The organism is Sporacetigenium sp. TC11 (assembly GCF_058146105.1).
Window position 1 is genome coordinate 85,863 of sequence record NZ_JBYVNY010000001.1, and the last position, 16,673, is coordinate 102,535.

Sequence of the window (16,673 nt, forward strand, 5' to 3'; positions counted from 1 at the left end):
AAGGATAAAAGTCCTTAGCTTTTTTGATTTAAAAAATATATGTATACATATATACTACTTTGTAATACAATATAGTAAAGGTACTTTGTATTACAAAGTACTATTTTCAGCACTAACTACTATGCGAAACAAAGTAGGTGATAAAATGAAAGATAAATCTCAATTATTAAAAGGTACATTAGAAGGATGTATATTAAAAATTATAAATGATGGAGAAACTTACGGATATGAAATTGTAGAAAATCTGAGAGATTACGGATTTAAGGATTGCAATGAAGGCACTGTGTATCCTTTGCTTATAAGATTAGAAAAAAACGGATTACTTAAATATATAAAAAAAGATTCTCCACTAGGGCCAAAAAGAAAGTACTATAGCTTAACTACAATAGGTAAAGAAGAACTTGTAAATTTTTATTTAGCATGGAATGATTTAAAAAAATCAATTGATATTATTTTTAATGATTTTGGAGGAATTTAAATGGAAAACCTGAAAAGTAAGATTAAATTTCATAATGAATTAAGCAAAAAACTATCCGTTGAAAACGGTGTAATCTATACAAATGTAGTTTTATATCTTAGAATGAGCAAATTAAGTGATGTAGATGCAGAAGATGCCATAGGAGATATACTAGAAATGCTAATCGATGCTCAAGAAAGAGGTCAAGATGCCAATGATATCTTTGGAAATGATATAAAAATATTTTGTGATAATATAATTAATTCCTACGGTTCAATAAATAAAACTGCAAAAATTAGAGAGCTTTTCCAAATTATATTTATGTGCATTGTAATAACTACAGTATATAATTATATATTTGATGAGCTACCAAAAATAATCAAAGGTAATCAATCGTGGTTAACTTTTAACTACTCTCTTTCAATGCTTATTAACTCTATCGCTATAACTGTTGTTGCATATTTTCTTGTAATTTATATCGGAAAAACTGCTTTTAAAAAAGGACCTAACGGAAAAAGCGGGAAATTTGTTGAGTTCCTAAAATATTTTGTATTTTCTATGATTCTATTTGGAGCATTAGTTCTATCTAATTTATATTTTAAAGATGTAATACTTTTTACGACAAGCATATATATAGTAATTCCAACACTTATATTAATATATATTATTCAATATTTTATGGTTCCAAAAACAAATTAAAACTAAGCTAAGAGTGTTTTCTCTTAGCTTAGTTTATTAATTTTTCCAACTTACTATATACTCAGTATCTATATTACATTCGATGTTTTTAGGTTTATTTACTACCCAAGCTCCATGTATCCCCAATTCATTTAATGTCATTTCAAAGTGACACATAGCTATTCCTATATCTATCTTTTGTATATCAAGTCCCAGAGCCTTTCCATATCCTTTATCATGTCTAAGATAAAAGTGGAATATATCATTATCTTTTACTATTCTCCATGGTTGCTTATTAGATGCAGAAGGTCCTATTCTTACCATTTCTAAGGCTGTTGAATATTTCCCAGCTTCTTGTTCTATTAATTCAGTATCAAAGTTTTTATTAAAGAATATGTCTCTCCATTCTTTTCTATTATTAGATCCTGCCATTGTTCTCATTACCCTATCAAGCATTCTCTTTTTATTTTCTATATATCCTATAGGAGTAACAGCTGGCATAAGTTCATTATCTTTTAAATCTGCAATTTTTTCAAAACCACTTCTTGTAAATGTTCCTCCTAGCCAACAAGTTCCAATATCTAGAGATGTCGCATAGAGAATTAATTTTTCAAATGTATATCCTAATTGCTCTATATTATATTCTCCATTTTCGACTATTCCTGCTATATATGCCTTTGATCCTTTTATTACACCATATGTGCCTATTTTACCACCAGTTTTTTCGATTGTATCAGTACCATCTATTATTTCAAAACGAAATTTAGTTTTAAATGGACCTTTAATATCTTTAGCATAATTTATTAACTTTAGCTTCATTTCATCACTTAATTTATCTTCTTTATAAGTTCTAATTGAAGTACGATTTTTGATTACATCAGTAATTGGCTTATTAAAATGCTGGTTATTTTTTTTCATTTTACGCTCCTATTCCCAATCTTATTTATATATCCAATTTGTGCCTTCTCTAGAGTCTATTAATTCTATATTATGATTTAATAAAATATCTCTAATTTCATCTGCTTTTGCCCAGTTTTTTTCTTTTCTTGCATTGTTTCTCTCTTGTATAAGGTTTTCTATAAATTCTATGTCTACATCATTATTTTCATTCTTTTCTTGTATTAACAAATCTAATGAAAACACCTTATCAAAATCTTCTATAAGATAAATTTTTTCATTATTATTTAAATCATCATCTTTAATAACTTCTGATAACACAGTAAGTGCATTTGGTAAGTTTAAATCATCGCTTATTTGATATTTAAACTTATTTTGATATTCTTTTATCTTACCTAACTCTATATTATCATTATTTTTATTTTCAAGGATATGTTTTACTTTATTTTTTAATTTTTTTAATGAATTTTGTGCTTCACTCAAGCTTTCAAAACTGAACATTAACTGTTTTCTATATCTAGATTGCATACAGAAATATCTATAATCTAGTGGACTATATCCTTCTTCTATAATTCTAGATAAAGTTAGAAAGTCTCCACTGGATTTTGACATCTTTCCGTTGTCTAATACTAAAAATTCTCCATGCATCCAATAATTTACCCATTTATGACCAAGAGCACATTCTGATTGGGCAATTTCATTTGTATGGTGGACTGGAATATGATCTACTCCTCCGCAGTGTATATCTATTCTTTCTCCTAAATATTTCATTGACATTGCTGAGCATTCTATATGCCAACCTGGAAATCCTACTCCCCATGGTGAGGGCCACTGCATTATTTGATTTGTAAACTTTGAATTTGTAAACCACAATACAAAATCTAATGGATTTTTCTTATATGGGTCTACTTCTATTCTACTACCTGCCTGAAGTTCTTCCATAGTAAGATTTGCTAATTTATTATAATCATCATACTTATCAATAGAAAAATAAACGTTACCATTAGCTATATAAGTATATCCCTTTTCTTCCAATATTTTAATAAGTTTTATCATATCTTCAATATGTTCTGTCGCTCTTGAAACCACATTTGGTCTTTTTATGTTAAGTTTATTACAATCATAAAGAAAAGCTTCTTCATAAAATCTTGCAATTTCCCAGACTGTTTTCTTTTCTCTGCTAGCCCCTAAAGCCATTTTATCTTCACCTTCGTCTGAATCAGACTCTAAATGACCTACATCCGTTATATTCATTACATGATCTACATTATACCCTATATAATTCAAAGATTTTTTTAGTATATCTTCAAATATATATGTTCTTAAGTTTCCTATATGGGCAAAATGGTATACTGTAGGACCACATGTGTATATCTTAACCTTTCCTTCTTCTATTGGTATTAATTCTTCCTTTTTTCTATTTAAGCTATTGTAGATATAAAATTTCATTTAAATCACTCCTTTTTTAAATTCAAAAAAACTGCAGGATACCTATAGTTTCTCTAAATAGAAAAACTACAAATAATAACCTGCAGTTTGATAATTTATATCCTTATTTTATATAACAAAATTATATTTATTATTTAGATTATTTAAAAAGACGCAGGCATGTTGTTATTTAATTTTTTATTTATAAAATTATTTAAACAACAGCAACAACAACGCATCATCTTTAATAACCTCCCAAATTATAGTTTTATTTATTATATAATATATATAGTATAATTGATACCTATTATTTACAAAATTTAACTATATAGTAAATATATATATTATATTCCCTACTATTTATGTTACAAATCAAAATTTTCAGATATAATAATAGTAAGTACTGAATCTAGATAAGGTGGTGTGATATGAAAAAATTTATTTATATTATTGTTTTAGTATTTTCCTTTGTGTTAATGTCTGGCTGTAATAATTCAATAATAAATAACAATAACGATAACCCTCCTAAAGAACAGGAAAATACACAAGATCCTACATCAAATGATGACGAAGATAAGGATGAGGTAAGTTATAAAATTAAAGACTACTACCCATTTAAACCAAACACAAAGTATATTTATGAAGGAAATGGTATGGAATATGCATCATATATAACTTTCGTAGATTATTTAAAAGATAACCGTATGCAACTAAGGGTAGATAATGGAGGTTCTCAGATATTAAAGGTTATTGAAAATAAAAATGGTCAACTTCAAGTTATACAATCTAAGGGCGAAGTATATTATAGAGAAAATTTAACTTCAAAAGAAGGTACTTTGAATGAAGTTTTGTTAAAAGAACCTCTTGTAAAAGGTACTTCATGGACATTACCTGATGGTAAAAAAAGATATATATCTAATAATAATATCGAAGTAACTACTCCTTTGGGAACTTATAAAACCATTGAAATAACAACTGAAGGTAAAGACTATAAGAATATTGATTATTATGCCCTTAACATAGGTCTAGTTAAAACTGTATATTCTTCAAATGATTCTACAGTAACTTCTTCACTAAGTAAAATTGAAGAAAATTTACCTTTTGTTCAAAATATTAAGTTCTACTATCCTAATATAGCTGAAGATAAAATGTATTTTGCATATAAAAACATATCATTTAATACAAACGATATTACTAAGTCGAAGTTTGAAAAAACATTCAAAGAGTCGCTAGGAAATAACATAGAGAGTTTATTAGGACCAAATGTAAAAATAAATAGTCTTTATTTGAATAAAGACAATGTTGTATATGTAGATTTTTTAAAAGAATTCACAACTCAGATGAATGCAGGTTCTGGATATGAGCTTATGATTCTTCAATGTATAACTAATACCCTTGGAGAATACTATGGAGTAAATAAGGTTTATATAACAATAGAAAATAAACCTTATAGTTCAGGCCATATTTTAATGAAAAAAGGAGAACCATTTATAGTAAATACAGAAAACTCCATCCAATATAAATAAAATTTCTGCTACGATCATATCGCCAACGACCTTGAGAAGATGGGCCGTTGCTCAAGTTTAGCAGGTGAAAATTAAAAAACTGTACATCACTAACATGGATGTACAGTTTTTCTTATATTAAATTTAAACGGGGAATCTAAATTTGAAAACTATGTCAATTAGTTTGTTATATTTCTGCTACAACTTCTATTTCTACTAATGCATCTTTTGGAAGTGCAGCTACTTGGAAACAGCTTCTTGCTGGTGGTTCTGATGTAAAGAATGTAGCATAAACTTCATTCATCGCAACAAAATCTGCTAAATCTTTTAAGAATACAGTAGTTTTTACTACTTTATCCATACTTGTTCCTGCTTCTTCTAATATTGCCTTACAGTTTTCAAGGCTGTATTTAGTGGCTTCTTTTATTTCAGTAGCCATTTCTCCTGTCCCAGCATTTATTGGAAGTTGACCTGAAGTATAAACAAGATTTCCAGTTCTTATTCCTTGTGAGTATGGTCCTATAGCTCCTGGTGCTTTTTCTGTATTTATAACTGTTTTTGCCATTTTATTTCCTCCTAAGCTTTTGATAATTCTTTTTTTGGTTTTCTATAGTAAGTCTTTTCAAGTGGAAGTTTAGTTCTAAACTCTCCATCAAGCTTATAATAAGCTCCTTGTACCGCTGGTGCTGTTGGTATTGTGGTTATTTCTCCTACACCTTTAGCTCCAAATGCTAATCCGTCTTTGCTATTTTTTTCTACCAGTATAGATTCAATTGGTGGTGCATCAGTAGATCTAAACAATCCTATTGTTCCGTATTTAGCTTTTGGAACACTGTTTATTAATGGATAATCTTCAGTTAAACCATAACCAAGACCCATTACAACTCCACCTTCTATTTGACCTTCTACATTTACAGGGTTTATAGCTTTTCCTACATCATGTGCTGCTATAACCTTTGTAACCTTACCTTCTTCATCTAATATTACAACTTGAGTTGCAAATCCATAAGAAACATGGCTTATTGGATTTTCTTTATCAGTCCCTATTTTATCAGTTACACATGTATATTCTCCATAGAATGATTCGCCTTCTAAGTCAACTAGTGTTTTGCCTTCATCTAAAGCTTTTTTAAGTTTTATTGCAGCTACTCTTGTTGCTTCACCTGTAAATGTTGTTTGTCTAGAAGCTGTTGTATTTCCAGAATTCGGTGTTGTGGCAGTATCCGGGAAATCATGAACAACTTTATCAAGAGATAATCCTGTAGCTTCACAAACTTTTTGTACCATAACAGTTCCTAAACCTTGACCTATACATGAAGCACTTGTTCTTACGTGAACTATTCCATCTACTATATCTAAATTACATCTTCCAGTATCAGGAACTCCAACACCTAATCCAGCATTTTTCATAGCACATGCTATACCTGCAAATTCAGCGTTTTCATATTGTTCTTTAACAGCTTCTAAAGTTTCAACTAGCCCTGTACTTTCATCAGCTATCTGCCCATTAGGCAGAACTTCACCTGGTCTTATAGCATTTCTGTATCTTATTTCCCATGGAGATATACCTACCTTTTCAGCAAGTAAGTTTATATTAGATTCAGTTGCAAAACAGCTTTGTGCAACTCCAAATCCTCTAAAAGCTCCTCCTGGAGGGTTGTTTGTATAAACAGCCATACCTTTTATATCTATAACTTGGTAATTATATGGTCCTGCAGCATGTGTACAAGCTCTTTGAAGAACTGGTCCGCCAAGTGATGCATAAGCACCTGTATCAGATATTAAAACAGCCTTCATAGCTGTTAATTTTCCGTTTTCATCACATGCAGTAGTAAATTCCATTTCCATTGCATGCCTTTTTGGGTGTACCATTATACTTTCTTTTCTAGTTAATTGAACTTTAACTGGCTTCTTAGTAAGAAATGCAATAAGTGCAGCGTGATGTTGAACGCTCATATCTTCCTTACCACCAAATCCTCCACCAACGTACTTATTAGTAACTCTAACCTTTTCATGAGGAAGACCTAACATATCAGCACATTCATGTTGAGTTGCATAAACACCTTGGTCAGTTGTAAATAATCTTACACCATCTCCATCAGGCATACCTATTGCAGCTTCTGGCTCTAAGAAAGCATGTTCTGTAAATGGAACAGAGTATTTATTAGTTACAACATACTTAGAGTTTTTGATTACTTCATCAGCATTTCCTCTAACCAAGTTTTGCTCAAATAATATATTTCCTCCTTCATGAATATGAGGAGCATCTTCTTTCATAGCCATTTGTGGAGAAGTTAATGGCTCTAACTCTTCGTATTCTATTTGTACTAAATTCTTTGCTTCTTCTAGAGCTTCTTTAGTTTTTGCAGCTACTAAAACTATAGCATCTCCTACATAACGAGTTATTTCACCTTTAGCTATAAGTACTGGCCAGTCTTTCTTTAAATGACCTATTTTTTTATCTCCAGGAACATCATCAGCTGTAAATACTCCAACTACGCCTGGATGGTTTTTAGCATTTTCTATGTTTATATCTAAAACTCTTGCTCTTGGGTACTTTGTTCTAACAGCAGAACCATATATCATTCCTTCTATACGTATATCATCAACGTACTCAGCAGTTCCAACAACCTTTTGTACTGCATCTACTCTATGAGTATTTTCTCCAACTAAGCCTTTGCAAGCAACCTTAGGAATGTCAGTGTTTTCTCTAAGTAATTTAGCAGCTAAAGCTATAGCATCAACTATTTTCACATAACCTGTGCATCTACAAATATTACCTTTTATAGCTTTTCTTATATCTTCTTCACTTGGTTCTAAGTTTTTATCTAGTAATGATTTTGCACTTATTACCATTCCTGGTATACAAAATCCACATTGTACTGCCCCTGCAGTTGTAAATGAATATGCATACACATCTAATTCTCTTTCAGAAAGTCCATCTACTGTTATTATTTCTTTTCCAACTAGTTTAGATGTCTTAAGAACACAAGCCTTCATATTTTTTCCATCAACCAAAACTGTACAAGTACCACAGGCACCTTCTGCACATCCGTTTTTAACTGATGTAAGACCTTCATCTTCTCTTAAAAAATGAAGTAAATTCTTGTCTTCACTTGCTGTAACTTCTTTTCCATTTAAAATAAACTTATACATTTTCGCTCCACCTCACATCAAATGGTTTTCTTTTTATATACGTACCTATTTTATGATTATTAACAAGCTTTCCTTGACTTGCCATTAATTGTCCTCTTAAGAAAACCCTTTCTAAAGAACACTCTGACTTAAGCCCTTCATAAGGAGTATAGTCTACATTTTGATTTTGGTTATTTTTTGATATAGTCCATTTTTTATTTGGATTTAAAACTATTACATCTGCATCGCTTCCTATTTGAAGTTCACCTTTTTTAGGGTAAAGTCCAAAGATTTTTGCTGCATTGGTTGATGTAAGTCTTACCATATCACTCAAAGTTATTTTGTTTTTAGCTACACCTTCTGAATACAAAACTACCATTCTATGCTCTACACCTGGTGCGCCATTTGGTATTTTAGTAAAGTCTTCCTTGCCAATGTCTTTTTGACCAACAAAATTAAATGGACAGTGGTCAGTACCTATAGTATGAATATCTTCATTTCTAAGAGCTTCCCAAAGTGCTTCTCCATCTTCCTTTTCTCTTAAAGGTGGAGACATAACGTATTTAGCTCCTTCAAAGCTATTGTCGTTTTCATCCCTATATAAATCTTTAAATAAAGTTAAGTACTGTGGGCAAGTTTCAATTACTATTTTTGCTCCGTCCTTCTTTTTATCTAATGCCATTTCAAGTCCAGCTTTAGAACTCAAATGAACTATATATGCAGGTGCATCTGCCATTTTTGCAATAGTTAAAAGTCTTTCAATTGCTTCCTCTTCTATTACTGGTGGCTTAGTTAATGCATGATATACAGGCTTTAAGTTGTTATTTTTCTTAGCTTCTTCTATTAATGCATTAGCAAGATCCCCATTTTCACAGTGGAACCCAATTAATCCGTTAATTTCTTTTGACTTTTTTAATGCTTGAAAAACCGCACCATCATCAACTTGTAAATGTTTATACGCCATGTACATTTTGAAAGAAGTTATTCCTTCTTGTACCATATATTCCATTTCTTTTTCAATATCTTCATTCCATTCGCTCATAGCCATATGGAATCCATAATCACAATGGCAATTATTATCCGTTTTCTTTTTGTATATATCTAATGTTTTTCTTAAAGAATCTCCTCTAACATGATTTGCAAAATCCAATATCGTAGTTGTTCCCCCTACGATGGCTCCCTTAGTTCCTGTTTCAAAGTCATCTGCTGTTTTCGTACGTCCTTCTCCAAGATCAAAGTGTGTATGAGTATCTATACCACCAGGAAGGAGATAACATCCGTCAACAGATATTATCTCATCACCAGGTTTTTCAATATATATACCAATATCTTGAATCTTTTCGTCTTCAATTCTTAGGTCTGCACAATACGTTTTTTCAGAGGTAACTATGACTCCGCCTTTTAATACTTTGCCCATAGATTATTCCTCCTTATGGATATTAAAGAACTTCTGGTTTTGTTTAATATATAATTAACGACCTAGTATCTCTTTATGTTCTTTTTTCTCAACAATTTCTTTCTTTGCTCCAAGTACATTGAAGAATAAGTTTAATAATATAGCAGCTAATGCTCCTGTAGTTATACCACTATGGAATATTGTGTTAACCCATTGTGGGAAATTGTGATAAAAATCAGGAACTGCTGTAGGTATCATAGAAAGCCCTATACTTATTGCTATTATCATACCGTTTTTAGTTCCAGCAAATTTCACCTTTGTTAATGCACTTATTCCACCAGATACAACCATACCAAACATTGCAAATCCAGCTCCACCTAATACCGGGTATGGAACCGATGCTACTAATGCACCTAGTTTAGGAACTAACCCTAATACAATTAATATACATCCAGATGTTGCAACTACAAATCTACTTTTTACTCCTGTTAAATTTACTAATCCAACGTTTTGAGCAAATGCTGTATGTGGGAAAGTATTAAAAACTGATGCTAACATAGTTGCCAATCCATCGGCTCTTAATCCTCTAACTAATTGCTCTTCACTAATTTCTTTTTCTACCATTTCATGCATAGCTATTATGTTTCCAGTTGCTTCTGTCATTATAACTAACATAACAAGAACTATAGAAATTATAGCTGTTGGATTAAAATTCCAAAATCCAAATTCAAATGGTGTATTTATATTTATCCACCCAGAAGCTGTAACTCTAGTGTAATCTGCCATACCAAGTGCTGTTGCAGCAACAGTACCAATAATTATACCGAATAATATCGCCATACTAGACCATTTTCCTTTTAGGAATCTATTTAAAACTAATATAGTAACTAATGTAAATAAAGCCATCATTATATTTTGTACACTTAAATAAGTTGGAGATGCTGGATTATTACCAGTCGACCATCTAACTGCTACTGGTAGTAGTGATAATCCTATTACTGTAACTACTGTTCCAGTAACAACATGTGGGAAAAATCTAATTAATTTACCCCATACTGGTGCCATTAAGAAACAAAACAATCCTGCAATAAACACTGATGCAAATATTGTGGTCATTGCTGTGAAAGGGTCACCTTTGTAAGTGTTTGCTATTGCAACCATTGCACTTACTGTTGCGAAACTTGTACCTTCTACCATTGGAATCTTAGCCCCTATGTGCTTTCCAAGTCCTAATGATTGAACAAGTGTTGCTATACCTGCTATGAACAAATCGGCATTTATAAGAAATATAATTTGTTCTTGTGTTAATCCTGCTGCATTTCCTACTATTATTGGTACAGCTACAGCTCCTGCAACCATTGCCATTACGTGTTGAAAAGCAAATAATAAATTTTGACCCATAGGTAATTTTTCGTCAACTGGGGCCACTTTCAAGTTTTTGTCCTCTTTCATTTCACTACACTCCCCTTAAGTTAGATTCTGTCCCATAGTTTTTGGGAAATTTCTCTAGACTGTCTGAATATTTCAGCCTCGTCTACATTTAGAAGTTGTCTGTCTCTCATTAATACTTTTCCATTAATAATAGTTGTATTTACTGCTGTTCCATTCATTCCAAACATAACGTGGCTATTTATGTTGTTTTCATTCATAGGTGTTAGCGGATTGTAATCTACTATTATTACGTCTCCAACAGCACCTTCTTTTATTACTCCAGCCTCTACATTGAAATGTCTGTTCATGATTTCTCTATTATTGTCAAATAGCATTGTAGGAATTTCTCCCCATGCTACTGATGGATCACATAAATTGTGTTTGTGTATTATGTTTCCTACTTTATATGACTCTATCATATCTGATGTATAACCATCAGTACCTAGACCTAAAAGTATACCTTTATCAAACATTGATAAAATAGGAGAGCATCCTACTGCATTACCCATATTTGACTCTGGATTGTGTACAACCATTGTATTTGTAGCTTTTAATATATCCATTTCTCTTGAATTGACATGAATACAGTGAACAGCTATAGTTTTATCACCTAATATATCAAAACCATGTAATCTTTCGACTACTCTTTTTCCATAATTTTGTAATGAATCATAAAGATCATCTATTCCCTCTGCTGTATGAACATGATAACCTGAATCAAGTCCACTCATTTCTTCTCTACATTTATTTAATGTAGCATCAGATAATGTAAATGATGCATGAAGTCCAAACAACCCTTTTTGCATATCATCATTTCTTTTTGACGCATGCTTTATAAACTCAACATTTTCTCTTATTCCTTCTTCTATTGTATTTCCACCATCTCTATCAGAAACTTCATAACAAAGCGATGTTCTTATTCCAAGTTCATCTGCAACTTCACCTATTGTGAATAAAGAATCTCTTATTGCAAATGGGCTTGCATGATGGTCATAAACTGTTGTTACCCCATTTTTTATACAATCTATATAAGTTGTATATGCACTATATTTTGTGTCTTCAAGAGTAAGCTTCTTGTCTAGCCTCCACCAAAGATTTTCTAGTATTTGACCAAAGTTTTTCGAAGTAGGGCCATCTAATGCCATACCCCTTGCAAATGCACTATATATATGCATATGAGTATTTATTAGACCTGGCATTATTACCTTACCTTTAGCATCTATGAACTCAGATCCTTCGTACTTATCTTTAATGTCTTGAGTATTTCCAAAATTAACTATTTTTCCATTTTCAATAGCTACTGCTCCATTTTCTAAATACGGAGCTGATTGGTTTCTAGTTACAAGTCTTCCATTTCCTACTATTAACATTTTAGAACCCCCTAAGATCTTCTGATGACCTTACCTGCCTTTATTTTGTTGAATTTTCCATCGTCTATAACTACATTACCGTTTACTATAACGTAGTCTATTCCTTCAGGGTACTGAGTTGGATCTACGAAAGTTCCCTTATCGGTTATTTTTTCTGCATCAAATATAACTATATCTGCATACTTTCCTACTTCTAATGTTCCTCTATTTGGAATTGAGAAAGCATCTGCTGCTTTTTTGGTCATTTTGTATATTGCTTCTTCTAATGACATAACCTTTTCTTCTCTAACAAATTTTCCAAGTACCCTTGGGAACGAACCATAAGCTCTTGGATGTGGTTTCCCTGGTGCTAAAAGTCCATCAGTACAAACATTTTGTTCTGGTAACTTCATAAACTTTATAATATGTTCATCAAGGCCATAAATATCGTACATACCTACTGCATTTTCTTCCTCGAATAACAGGTCAAATGTAGCATTGTATGGATCTTTTCCTCTCATTTGTCCTAATTCTATTAGATTTTTTCCTACAGCATCTTGATTTTTTTCTGTTTTAACAGACGTTACAAATATACCATCAAAGCCAGCAAAGTCTACAAAGTTATCCCAGCCATGGATACCGTTTTCCATATCATGTATCATTCTTTTTCTATCATCTTCATTGTTAAGTCTTTGTAATAAATTATCAGTTCCACCATCATGTACCCAAGGAGGTAGTATTACTCCTAACATTGTACTTCCAGCAGCGTATGGATATTGATCAAAAGATACAGTTATTCCTTCTGCTTTTACCTTGTCTAGTAATTTTATTACATCATCAATGTACTTCCAATTTTGCTTTCCACAAACTTTAAAGTGAGAAAAATGTACTTTAACCCCTGATTGTCTACCTATTTCTATAACTTCTTCCATAGAATCAAGTATTGTATCAGCCTCGCTTCTTTGGTGAACTACAAATACCCCATCATATTCAGCAACAACCTTACACATTTCTACTATTTCTTTTGTTTGTGAATAAGCACAAGGCATGTAGATTAATCCTGTTGATAAACCAAAAGCTCCTGCTTCCATTTCTCTTCTAGTTATATCACACATTTTTTTAATATCTTCATCAGTTGGTTGTCTATTATTAAGACCTAAAACTTCCATTCTTATATTTCCGTGTGGAACAAGGTAAGTTTCGTTTAGTCCAACTCCATTTTCTTCCATAATTTTAAGATAGTTATCAGTAGTCTCATATGTCCAATCTATATCATCAGAATCTCCATCAAGACCCGCAAGGTTTTTTCTCCATGGACTTATGTATTCTACTGGAAGTGGTGCCATAGATATTCCATCTTGCCCTAGTACTTCAGTTGTTATTCCTTGTCTAACTTTTATCTCATTATAAGGATTAATTAATATTTCTAAGTCAGAATGTGAGTGAGTATCTATAAAACCAGGGGAAACAACTTTCCCCTTAGCATTTATTACTTTATCAAAAGTATCATTTTCATCACATTTACCAACAAAGGCTATTTTATTATTTTCTATTACTAAATCCCCATTAAAAGATTTTTTTAAGGTTCCGTCTATTATTTGACCATCCTTAATCAGTATTTTCATAATATCACCTTCTTGTTGTAAATAGATTTTAATCCTACTTGCTGTAAACAGATTTTAGTATTCCGTAGTATCCTTTTGCTCCAATGAATAATTGTTCTTGTTCTATATACTCATCTATTGTATGAGCAAGGTTTTCCTTAGATGGTCCAAATCCTATAGTTCTTATTCCTTTTTCTCCAGCATAGTGGCTACCATTAGTACAGAATGAGTATTGAGTTACTTCTGGATTTATACCTGCTTCGTTTAGTCCTCTATAAGCTGCTTGGACGAACTCATCTTCCATATCGTATAACCAACCTGGGAAGAATCTTTCACCTTCTATTGTTTCTCCAGTGTAGCAAGTTTCTTTACCTATTGCATAAGATACTTTAACTTGTAATTCACTGTCTTCTTTTCTAAGTTCTTCTAAAAGAGTTTCTATTGGAGCAATTACTCCTTCTCTTGTTTCTCCAGTTAAAAGTCTTCTATCAAAAGTAGCTTTACAATAATCTGGCACTACTGAAGCTCCTGGGTATGGAGATGATTTTATATCTGTTAATACAAGTATTCCTTTTCCTAAAACAGGATGTTCTGGAGCTTCTATTCCTTGTATTCTTTCTATTACTTTAGCCATTTTGTAAACAGCGTTTACACCTTTTTCTGGGTTAGCTGAGTGAGCTGGCTTACCAAAAGTTTCAACTACTATTTCAGCTCTACCTCTTTGACCTATTTTAAGGTTAAGTTCTGAAGATTCACCTATTACAACGTAATCTGGGTTTACCCTTTCACTTATAGCTCTTGCAGCTATACCTTCGAATATTTCTTCATGAACAACACCAGCAACATATATGTCACCTTCAAAATCTTTATTAATATCTTCAGCGAAGAAAGCAGCACCAGCTATCATTGCACTTGTTTGCCCTTTCATGTCTGAAGCTCCTCTTCCGTATATTTTTCCATCGTGTATCTCTCCACCAAATGGTGCATAAGTCCACTTTGAATCATCTGGAACAGGTACTGTATCTATATGTCCATCAAATAATATTTTCTTTCCTGGTTTGCTTCCTTTTATATGGCCTATAACATTACCATAGTCATCTATATATACATCATCATATCCAAGTTCTAACATTCCTTTTTTTATTGCAGATACAACCTTTTCTTCTTCTCCCGAAACACTTGGATTTCTTAAAAGTTCTTGACATAGTTTAGTTAATTTATCTTGTCTTACCTCATCTAATACTTCTACTTGGTTTATCGCTTCGCTACACATTTTCTATTCCTCCTAAATTATTTTATATTATATACTTGGGTATTCTCCATCCCATACTATGCTCTTATATTTGTCTGGATCTGTATCTCCTTCTGTGCTAAATAAAAGAACTTTTGAATTTTCATTAAGTTCTAAAGCTTCTTTTAAGTCTTTGTACTCAGGGTTAGTCATTATTTCAAATAATAAACCTGCTGGAACTGCTCCTGATTCTCCTGATACTACATGAGAATCCCCTTTAATTGGGTTTCCTAATACTCTCATACCTTTTGCAGCAACCCAATCTGGGCAAGATACAAATGCAGTTGAATGGTTCTTTAAAACTTCCCATCCTATTGTATTTGGCTCTCCACATGCAAGACCAGCCATTATTGTTTGCATATCTCCACCAACTACTCTGAAGTCACCATCGTTAGCTACTGCTGATTTATATAAACAATCTGCTAAGTTCGATTCTACTATTATAGTTTTTGGACAATTTTCTCCAAATTCAGCAGCAAAGAAACCTTGAACAGCTCCTGCTAAAGACCCAACTCCAGCTTGAACGAATATATGAGTAGGTCTATCTATTCCATTGTTTTTTAACTGGTCTAAAGATTCTAAAGCCATAGTTCCATATCCTTGCATTATCCATGCAGGTATTTTTTCATAGCCTTCCCAAGCAGTATCTTGAACAATTAATCCATTGTTTTCTTCTGCATATTTTGTAGCTAATCTTACAGCATCATCATAGTTTAACTCAGTTATAGAAGCTTCTGCTCCTTCTTTTCTTATATTCTCAAGCCTTGTAAGTGATGAACCTTTTGGCATATAAACAACTGATTTTTGCTTTAACTTATTTGCAGTCCATGCAACCCCTCTTCCGTGGTTACCATCAGTTGCAGTTACGAAAGTTATTTCTCCAAGTTCATTTCTAACTTCATCTGATATTAATTTTTCATAAGGTAATTCTGATATATCTTTGTTTAATTTCTCAGCCATGTATTTCGCCATTGAGAAAGAACCACCTAAAACTTTAAATGCATTTAAACCGAATCTATATGATTCATCTTTTAGATACATCCCGCCTAAACCTAAATAATTTGAAAGGTTTTTTAAGTCTACTAAAGGAGTTTCACTATATTGTGGAAAGCTTGCGTGGAATTCTTTTGCTTTTTCCACTTCACTATGGTTTAAAAATTTTATACTACCTTCTTTATCGCTCTTTGGAAGAGTGTTTAACTTCCATTGAATTTTTTCTTTCATGTTAGTCCCTCGCTTCATAAATAATTTTTATTTTTACTCACTTTATTATTAAGCAAATATCATGCCAAACTTTTAACTATCATTTATATATTTTTTGTTGTTTTCCCATTTTTAGTAAGTAATTTTTAATGAAATTGACTTTTCAGATCATTTTTCGTCACATTTTGTATAAATTTGATTCCTATTAATTATCATTTTGATAATGTTTTCTCATAATGATAAGTTATGAAGCCCTTTCATTTCGTTTATTTTATGTCAATGAAAACGATTTATTATCA

The 16,673-nt window shown here is 31.8% G+C and carries 13 protein-coding genes; 3 read left to right on the forward strand and 10 right to left on the reverse strand.

The annotated features are described in order from the left end of the window. Window positions 1–145: 145 nt before the first annotated feature. A complete protein-coding gene (locus tag ACUSRV_RS00425; RefSeq protein ID WP_490139931.1) occupies window positions 146–478 on the forward strand; it encodes a PadR family transcriptional regulator in 333 nt (110 codons plus the stop codon). Beyond that, window positions 479–1,156, forward strand: a complete 678-nt coding sequence (locus ACUSRV_RS00430; protein WP_490139932.1) for a DUF1048 domain-containing protein — start codon at window positions 479–481, stop codon at window positions 1,154–1,156. It begins immediately after the preceding gene. A 36-nt stretch (window positions 1,157–1,192) separates the two neighbouring features. Here the strand turns inward: ACUSRV_RS00430 and ACUSRV_RS00435 are convergent, their stop codons facing one another. Further along, a complete protein-coding gene (locus ACUSRV_RS00435) occupies window positions 1,193–2,053 on the reverse strand; it encodes a nitroreductase family protein (RefSeq protein ID WP_490139933.1) in 861 nt (286 codons plus the stop codon). Between the two features lie 21 nt (window positions 2,054–2,074). After that, on the reverse strand, window positions 2,075–3,481 hold the full coding sequence (gene cysS / locus ACUSRV_RS00440; protein ID WP_490139934.1) for a cysteine--tRNA ligase: 1,407 nt from the start codon (window positions 3,479–3,481) through the stop codon (window positions 2,075–2,077). 407 nt (window positions 3,482–3,888) lie between these two features. On the opposite strand from cysS, the gene ACUSRV_RS00445 reads away from it, so the two are divergent. Further along, on the forward strand, window positions 3,889–4,986 hold the full coding sequence (locus ACUSRV_RS00445; protein WP_490139935.1) for a GerMN domain-containing protein: 1,098 nt from the start codon (window positions 3,889–3,891) through the stop codon (window positions 4,984–4,986). A gap of 166 nt (window positions 4,987–5,152) precedes the next feature. Here ACUSRV_RS00445 and ACUSRV_RS00450 read toward each other — a convergent pair whose 3' ends face one another. From ACUSRV_RS00450 to dpaL, 8 genes are read right to left on the reverse strand one after another with little or no spacing between them, the layout of a single operon-like run. Beyond that, window positions 5,153–5,530, reverse strand: a complete 378-nt coding sequence (locus ACUSRV_RS00450; protein ID WP_490139936.1) for a RidA family protein — start codon at window positions 5,528–5,530, stop codon at window positions 5,153–5,155. A gap of 11 nt (window positions 5,531–5,541) precedes the next feature. Beyond that, a complete protein-coding gene (gene xdh, locus ACUSRV_RS00455) occupies window positions 5,542–8,121 on the reverse strand; it encodes a selenium-dependent xanthine dehydrogenase (protein ID WP_490139937.1) in 2,580 nt (859 codons plus the stop codon). Further along, on the reverse strand, window positions 8,114–9,517 hold the full coding sequence (gene hydA / locus ACUSRV_RS00460; RefSeq protein WP_490139938.1) for a dihydropyrimidinase: 1,404 nt from the start codon (window positions 9,515–9,517) through the stop codon (window positions 8,114–8,116). The genes xdh and hydA overlap by 8 nt, the downstream gene beginning before the upstream one ends. A gap of 54 nt (window positions 9,518–9,571) precedes the next feature. After that, window positions 9,572–10,948: a nucleobase:cation symporter-2 family protein gene (locus ACUSRV_RS00465; RefSeq protein WP_490139939.1), complete on the reverse strand. Its 1,377-nt coding sequence runs from the start codon at window positions 10,946–10,948 to the stop codon at window positions 9,572–9,574. A gap of 20 nt (window positions 10,949–10,968) precedes the next feature. Further along, the gene (ssnA, locus tag ACUSRV_RS00470; protein ID WP_490139940.1) at window positions 10,969–12,297 is read right to left on the reverse strand and encodes a putative aminohydrolase SsnA; all 1,329 of its coding nucleotides are present in this window, start codon (window positions 12,295–12,297) and stop codon (window positions 10,969–10,971) included. A gap of 11 nt (window positions 12,298–12,308) precedes the next feature. After that, entirely contained in the window at window positions 12,309–13,901 is a 1,593-nt protein-coding gene (locus tag ACUSRV_RS00475) for an N-acyl-D-amino-acid deacylase family protein (protein WP_490139941.1), read from the reverse strand. Window positions 13,902–13,935: 34 nt separating this feature from the next. Beyond that, entirely contained in the window at window positions 13,936–15,153 is a 1,218-nt protein-coding gene (locus ACUSRV_RS00480) for a YgeY family selenium metabolism-linked hydrolase (RefSeq protein WP_490139942.1), read from the reverse strand. 27 nt (window positions 15,154–15,180) lie between these two features. Beyond that, window positions 15,181–16,395 carry a diaminopropionate ammonia-lyase gene (dpaL, locus tag ACUSRV_RS00485; protein ID WP_490139943.1) on the reverse strand — a complete coding sequence of 405 codons (1,215 nt, stop codon included), beginning with the start codon at window positions 16,393–16,395 and terminating at the stop codon, window positions 15,181–15,183. Between the last annotated feature and the right edge of the window lie 278 nt (window positions 16,396–16,673).

What these genes read in the sequence shown, in the direction of transcription:
- ACUSRV_RS00425 (WP_490139931.1), top strand. Translation starts at nt 146, where the DNA reads ATGAAAGATAAATCTCAATTATTAAAAGGTACATTAGAAGGATGTATA.
- ACUSRV_RS00430 (WP_490139932.1), top strand. Translation starts at nt 479, where the DNA reads ATGGAAAACCTGAAAAGTAAGATTAAATTTCATAATGAATTAAGCAAA.
- ACUSRV_RS00435 (WP_490139933.1), bottom strand. Translation starts at nt 2,053, where the DNA reads ATGAAAAAAAATAACCAGCATTTTAATAAGCCAATTACTGATGTAATC.
- cysS (WP_490139934.1), bottom strand. Translation starts at nt 3,481, where the DNA reads ATGAAATTTTATATCTACAATAGCTTAAATAGAAAAAAGGAAGAATTA.
- ACUSRV_RS00445 (WP_490139935.1), top strand. Translation starts at nt 3,889, where the DNA reads ATGAAAAAATTTATTTATATTATTGTTTTAGTATTTTCCTTTGTGTTA.
- ACUSRV_RS00450 (WP_490139936.1), bottom strand. Translation starts at nt 5,530, where the DNA reads ATGGCAAAAACAGTTATAAATACAGAAAAAGCACCAGGAGCTATAGGA.
- xdh (WP_490139937.1), bottom strand. Translation starts at nt 8,121, where the DNA reads ATGTATAAGTTTATTTTAAATGGAAAAGAAGTTACAGCAAGTGAAGAC.
- hydA (WP_490139938.1), bottom strand. Translation starts at nt 9,517, where the DNA reads ATGGGCAAAGTATTAAAAGGCGGAGTCATAGTTACCTCTGAAAAAACG.
- ACUSRV_RS00465 (WP_490139939.1), bottom strand. Translation starts at nt 10,948, where the DNA reads ATGAAAGAGGACAAAAACTTGAAAGTGGCCCCAGTTGACGAAAAATTA.
- ssnA (WP_490139940.1), bottom strand. Translation starts at nt 12,297, where the DNA reads ATGTTAATAGTAGGAAATGGAAGACTTGTAACTAGAAACCAATCAGCT.
- ACUSRV_RS00475 (WP_490139941.1), bottom strand. Translation starts at nt 13,901, where the DNA reads ATGAAAATACTGATTAAGGATGGTCAAATAATAGACGGAACCTTAAAA.
- ACUSRV_RS00480 (WP_490139942.1), bottom strand. Translation starts at nt 15,153, where the DNA reads ATGTGTAGCGAAGCGATAAACCAAGTAGAAGTATTAGATGAGGTAAGA.
- dpaL (WP_490139943.1), bottom strand. Translation starts at nt 16,395, where the DNA reads ATGAAAGAAAAAATTCAATGGAAGTTAAACACTCTTCCAAAGAGCGAT.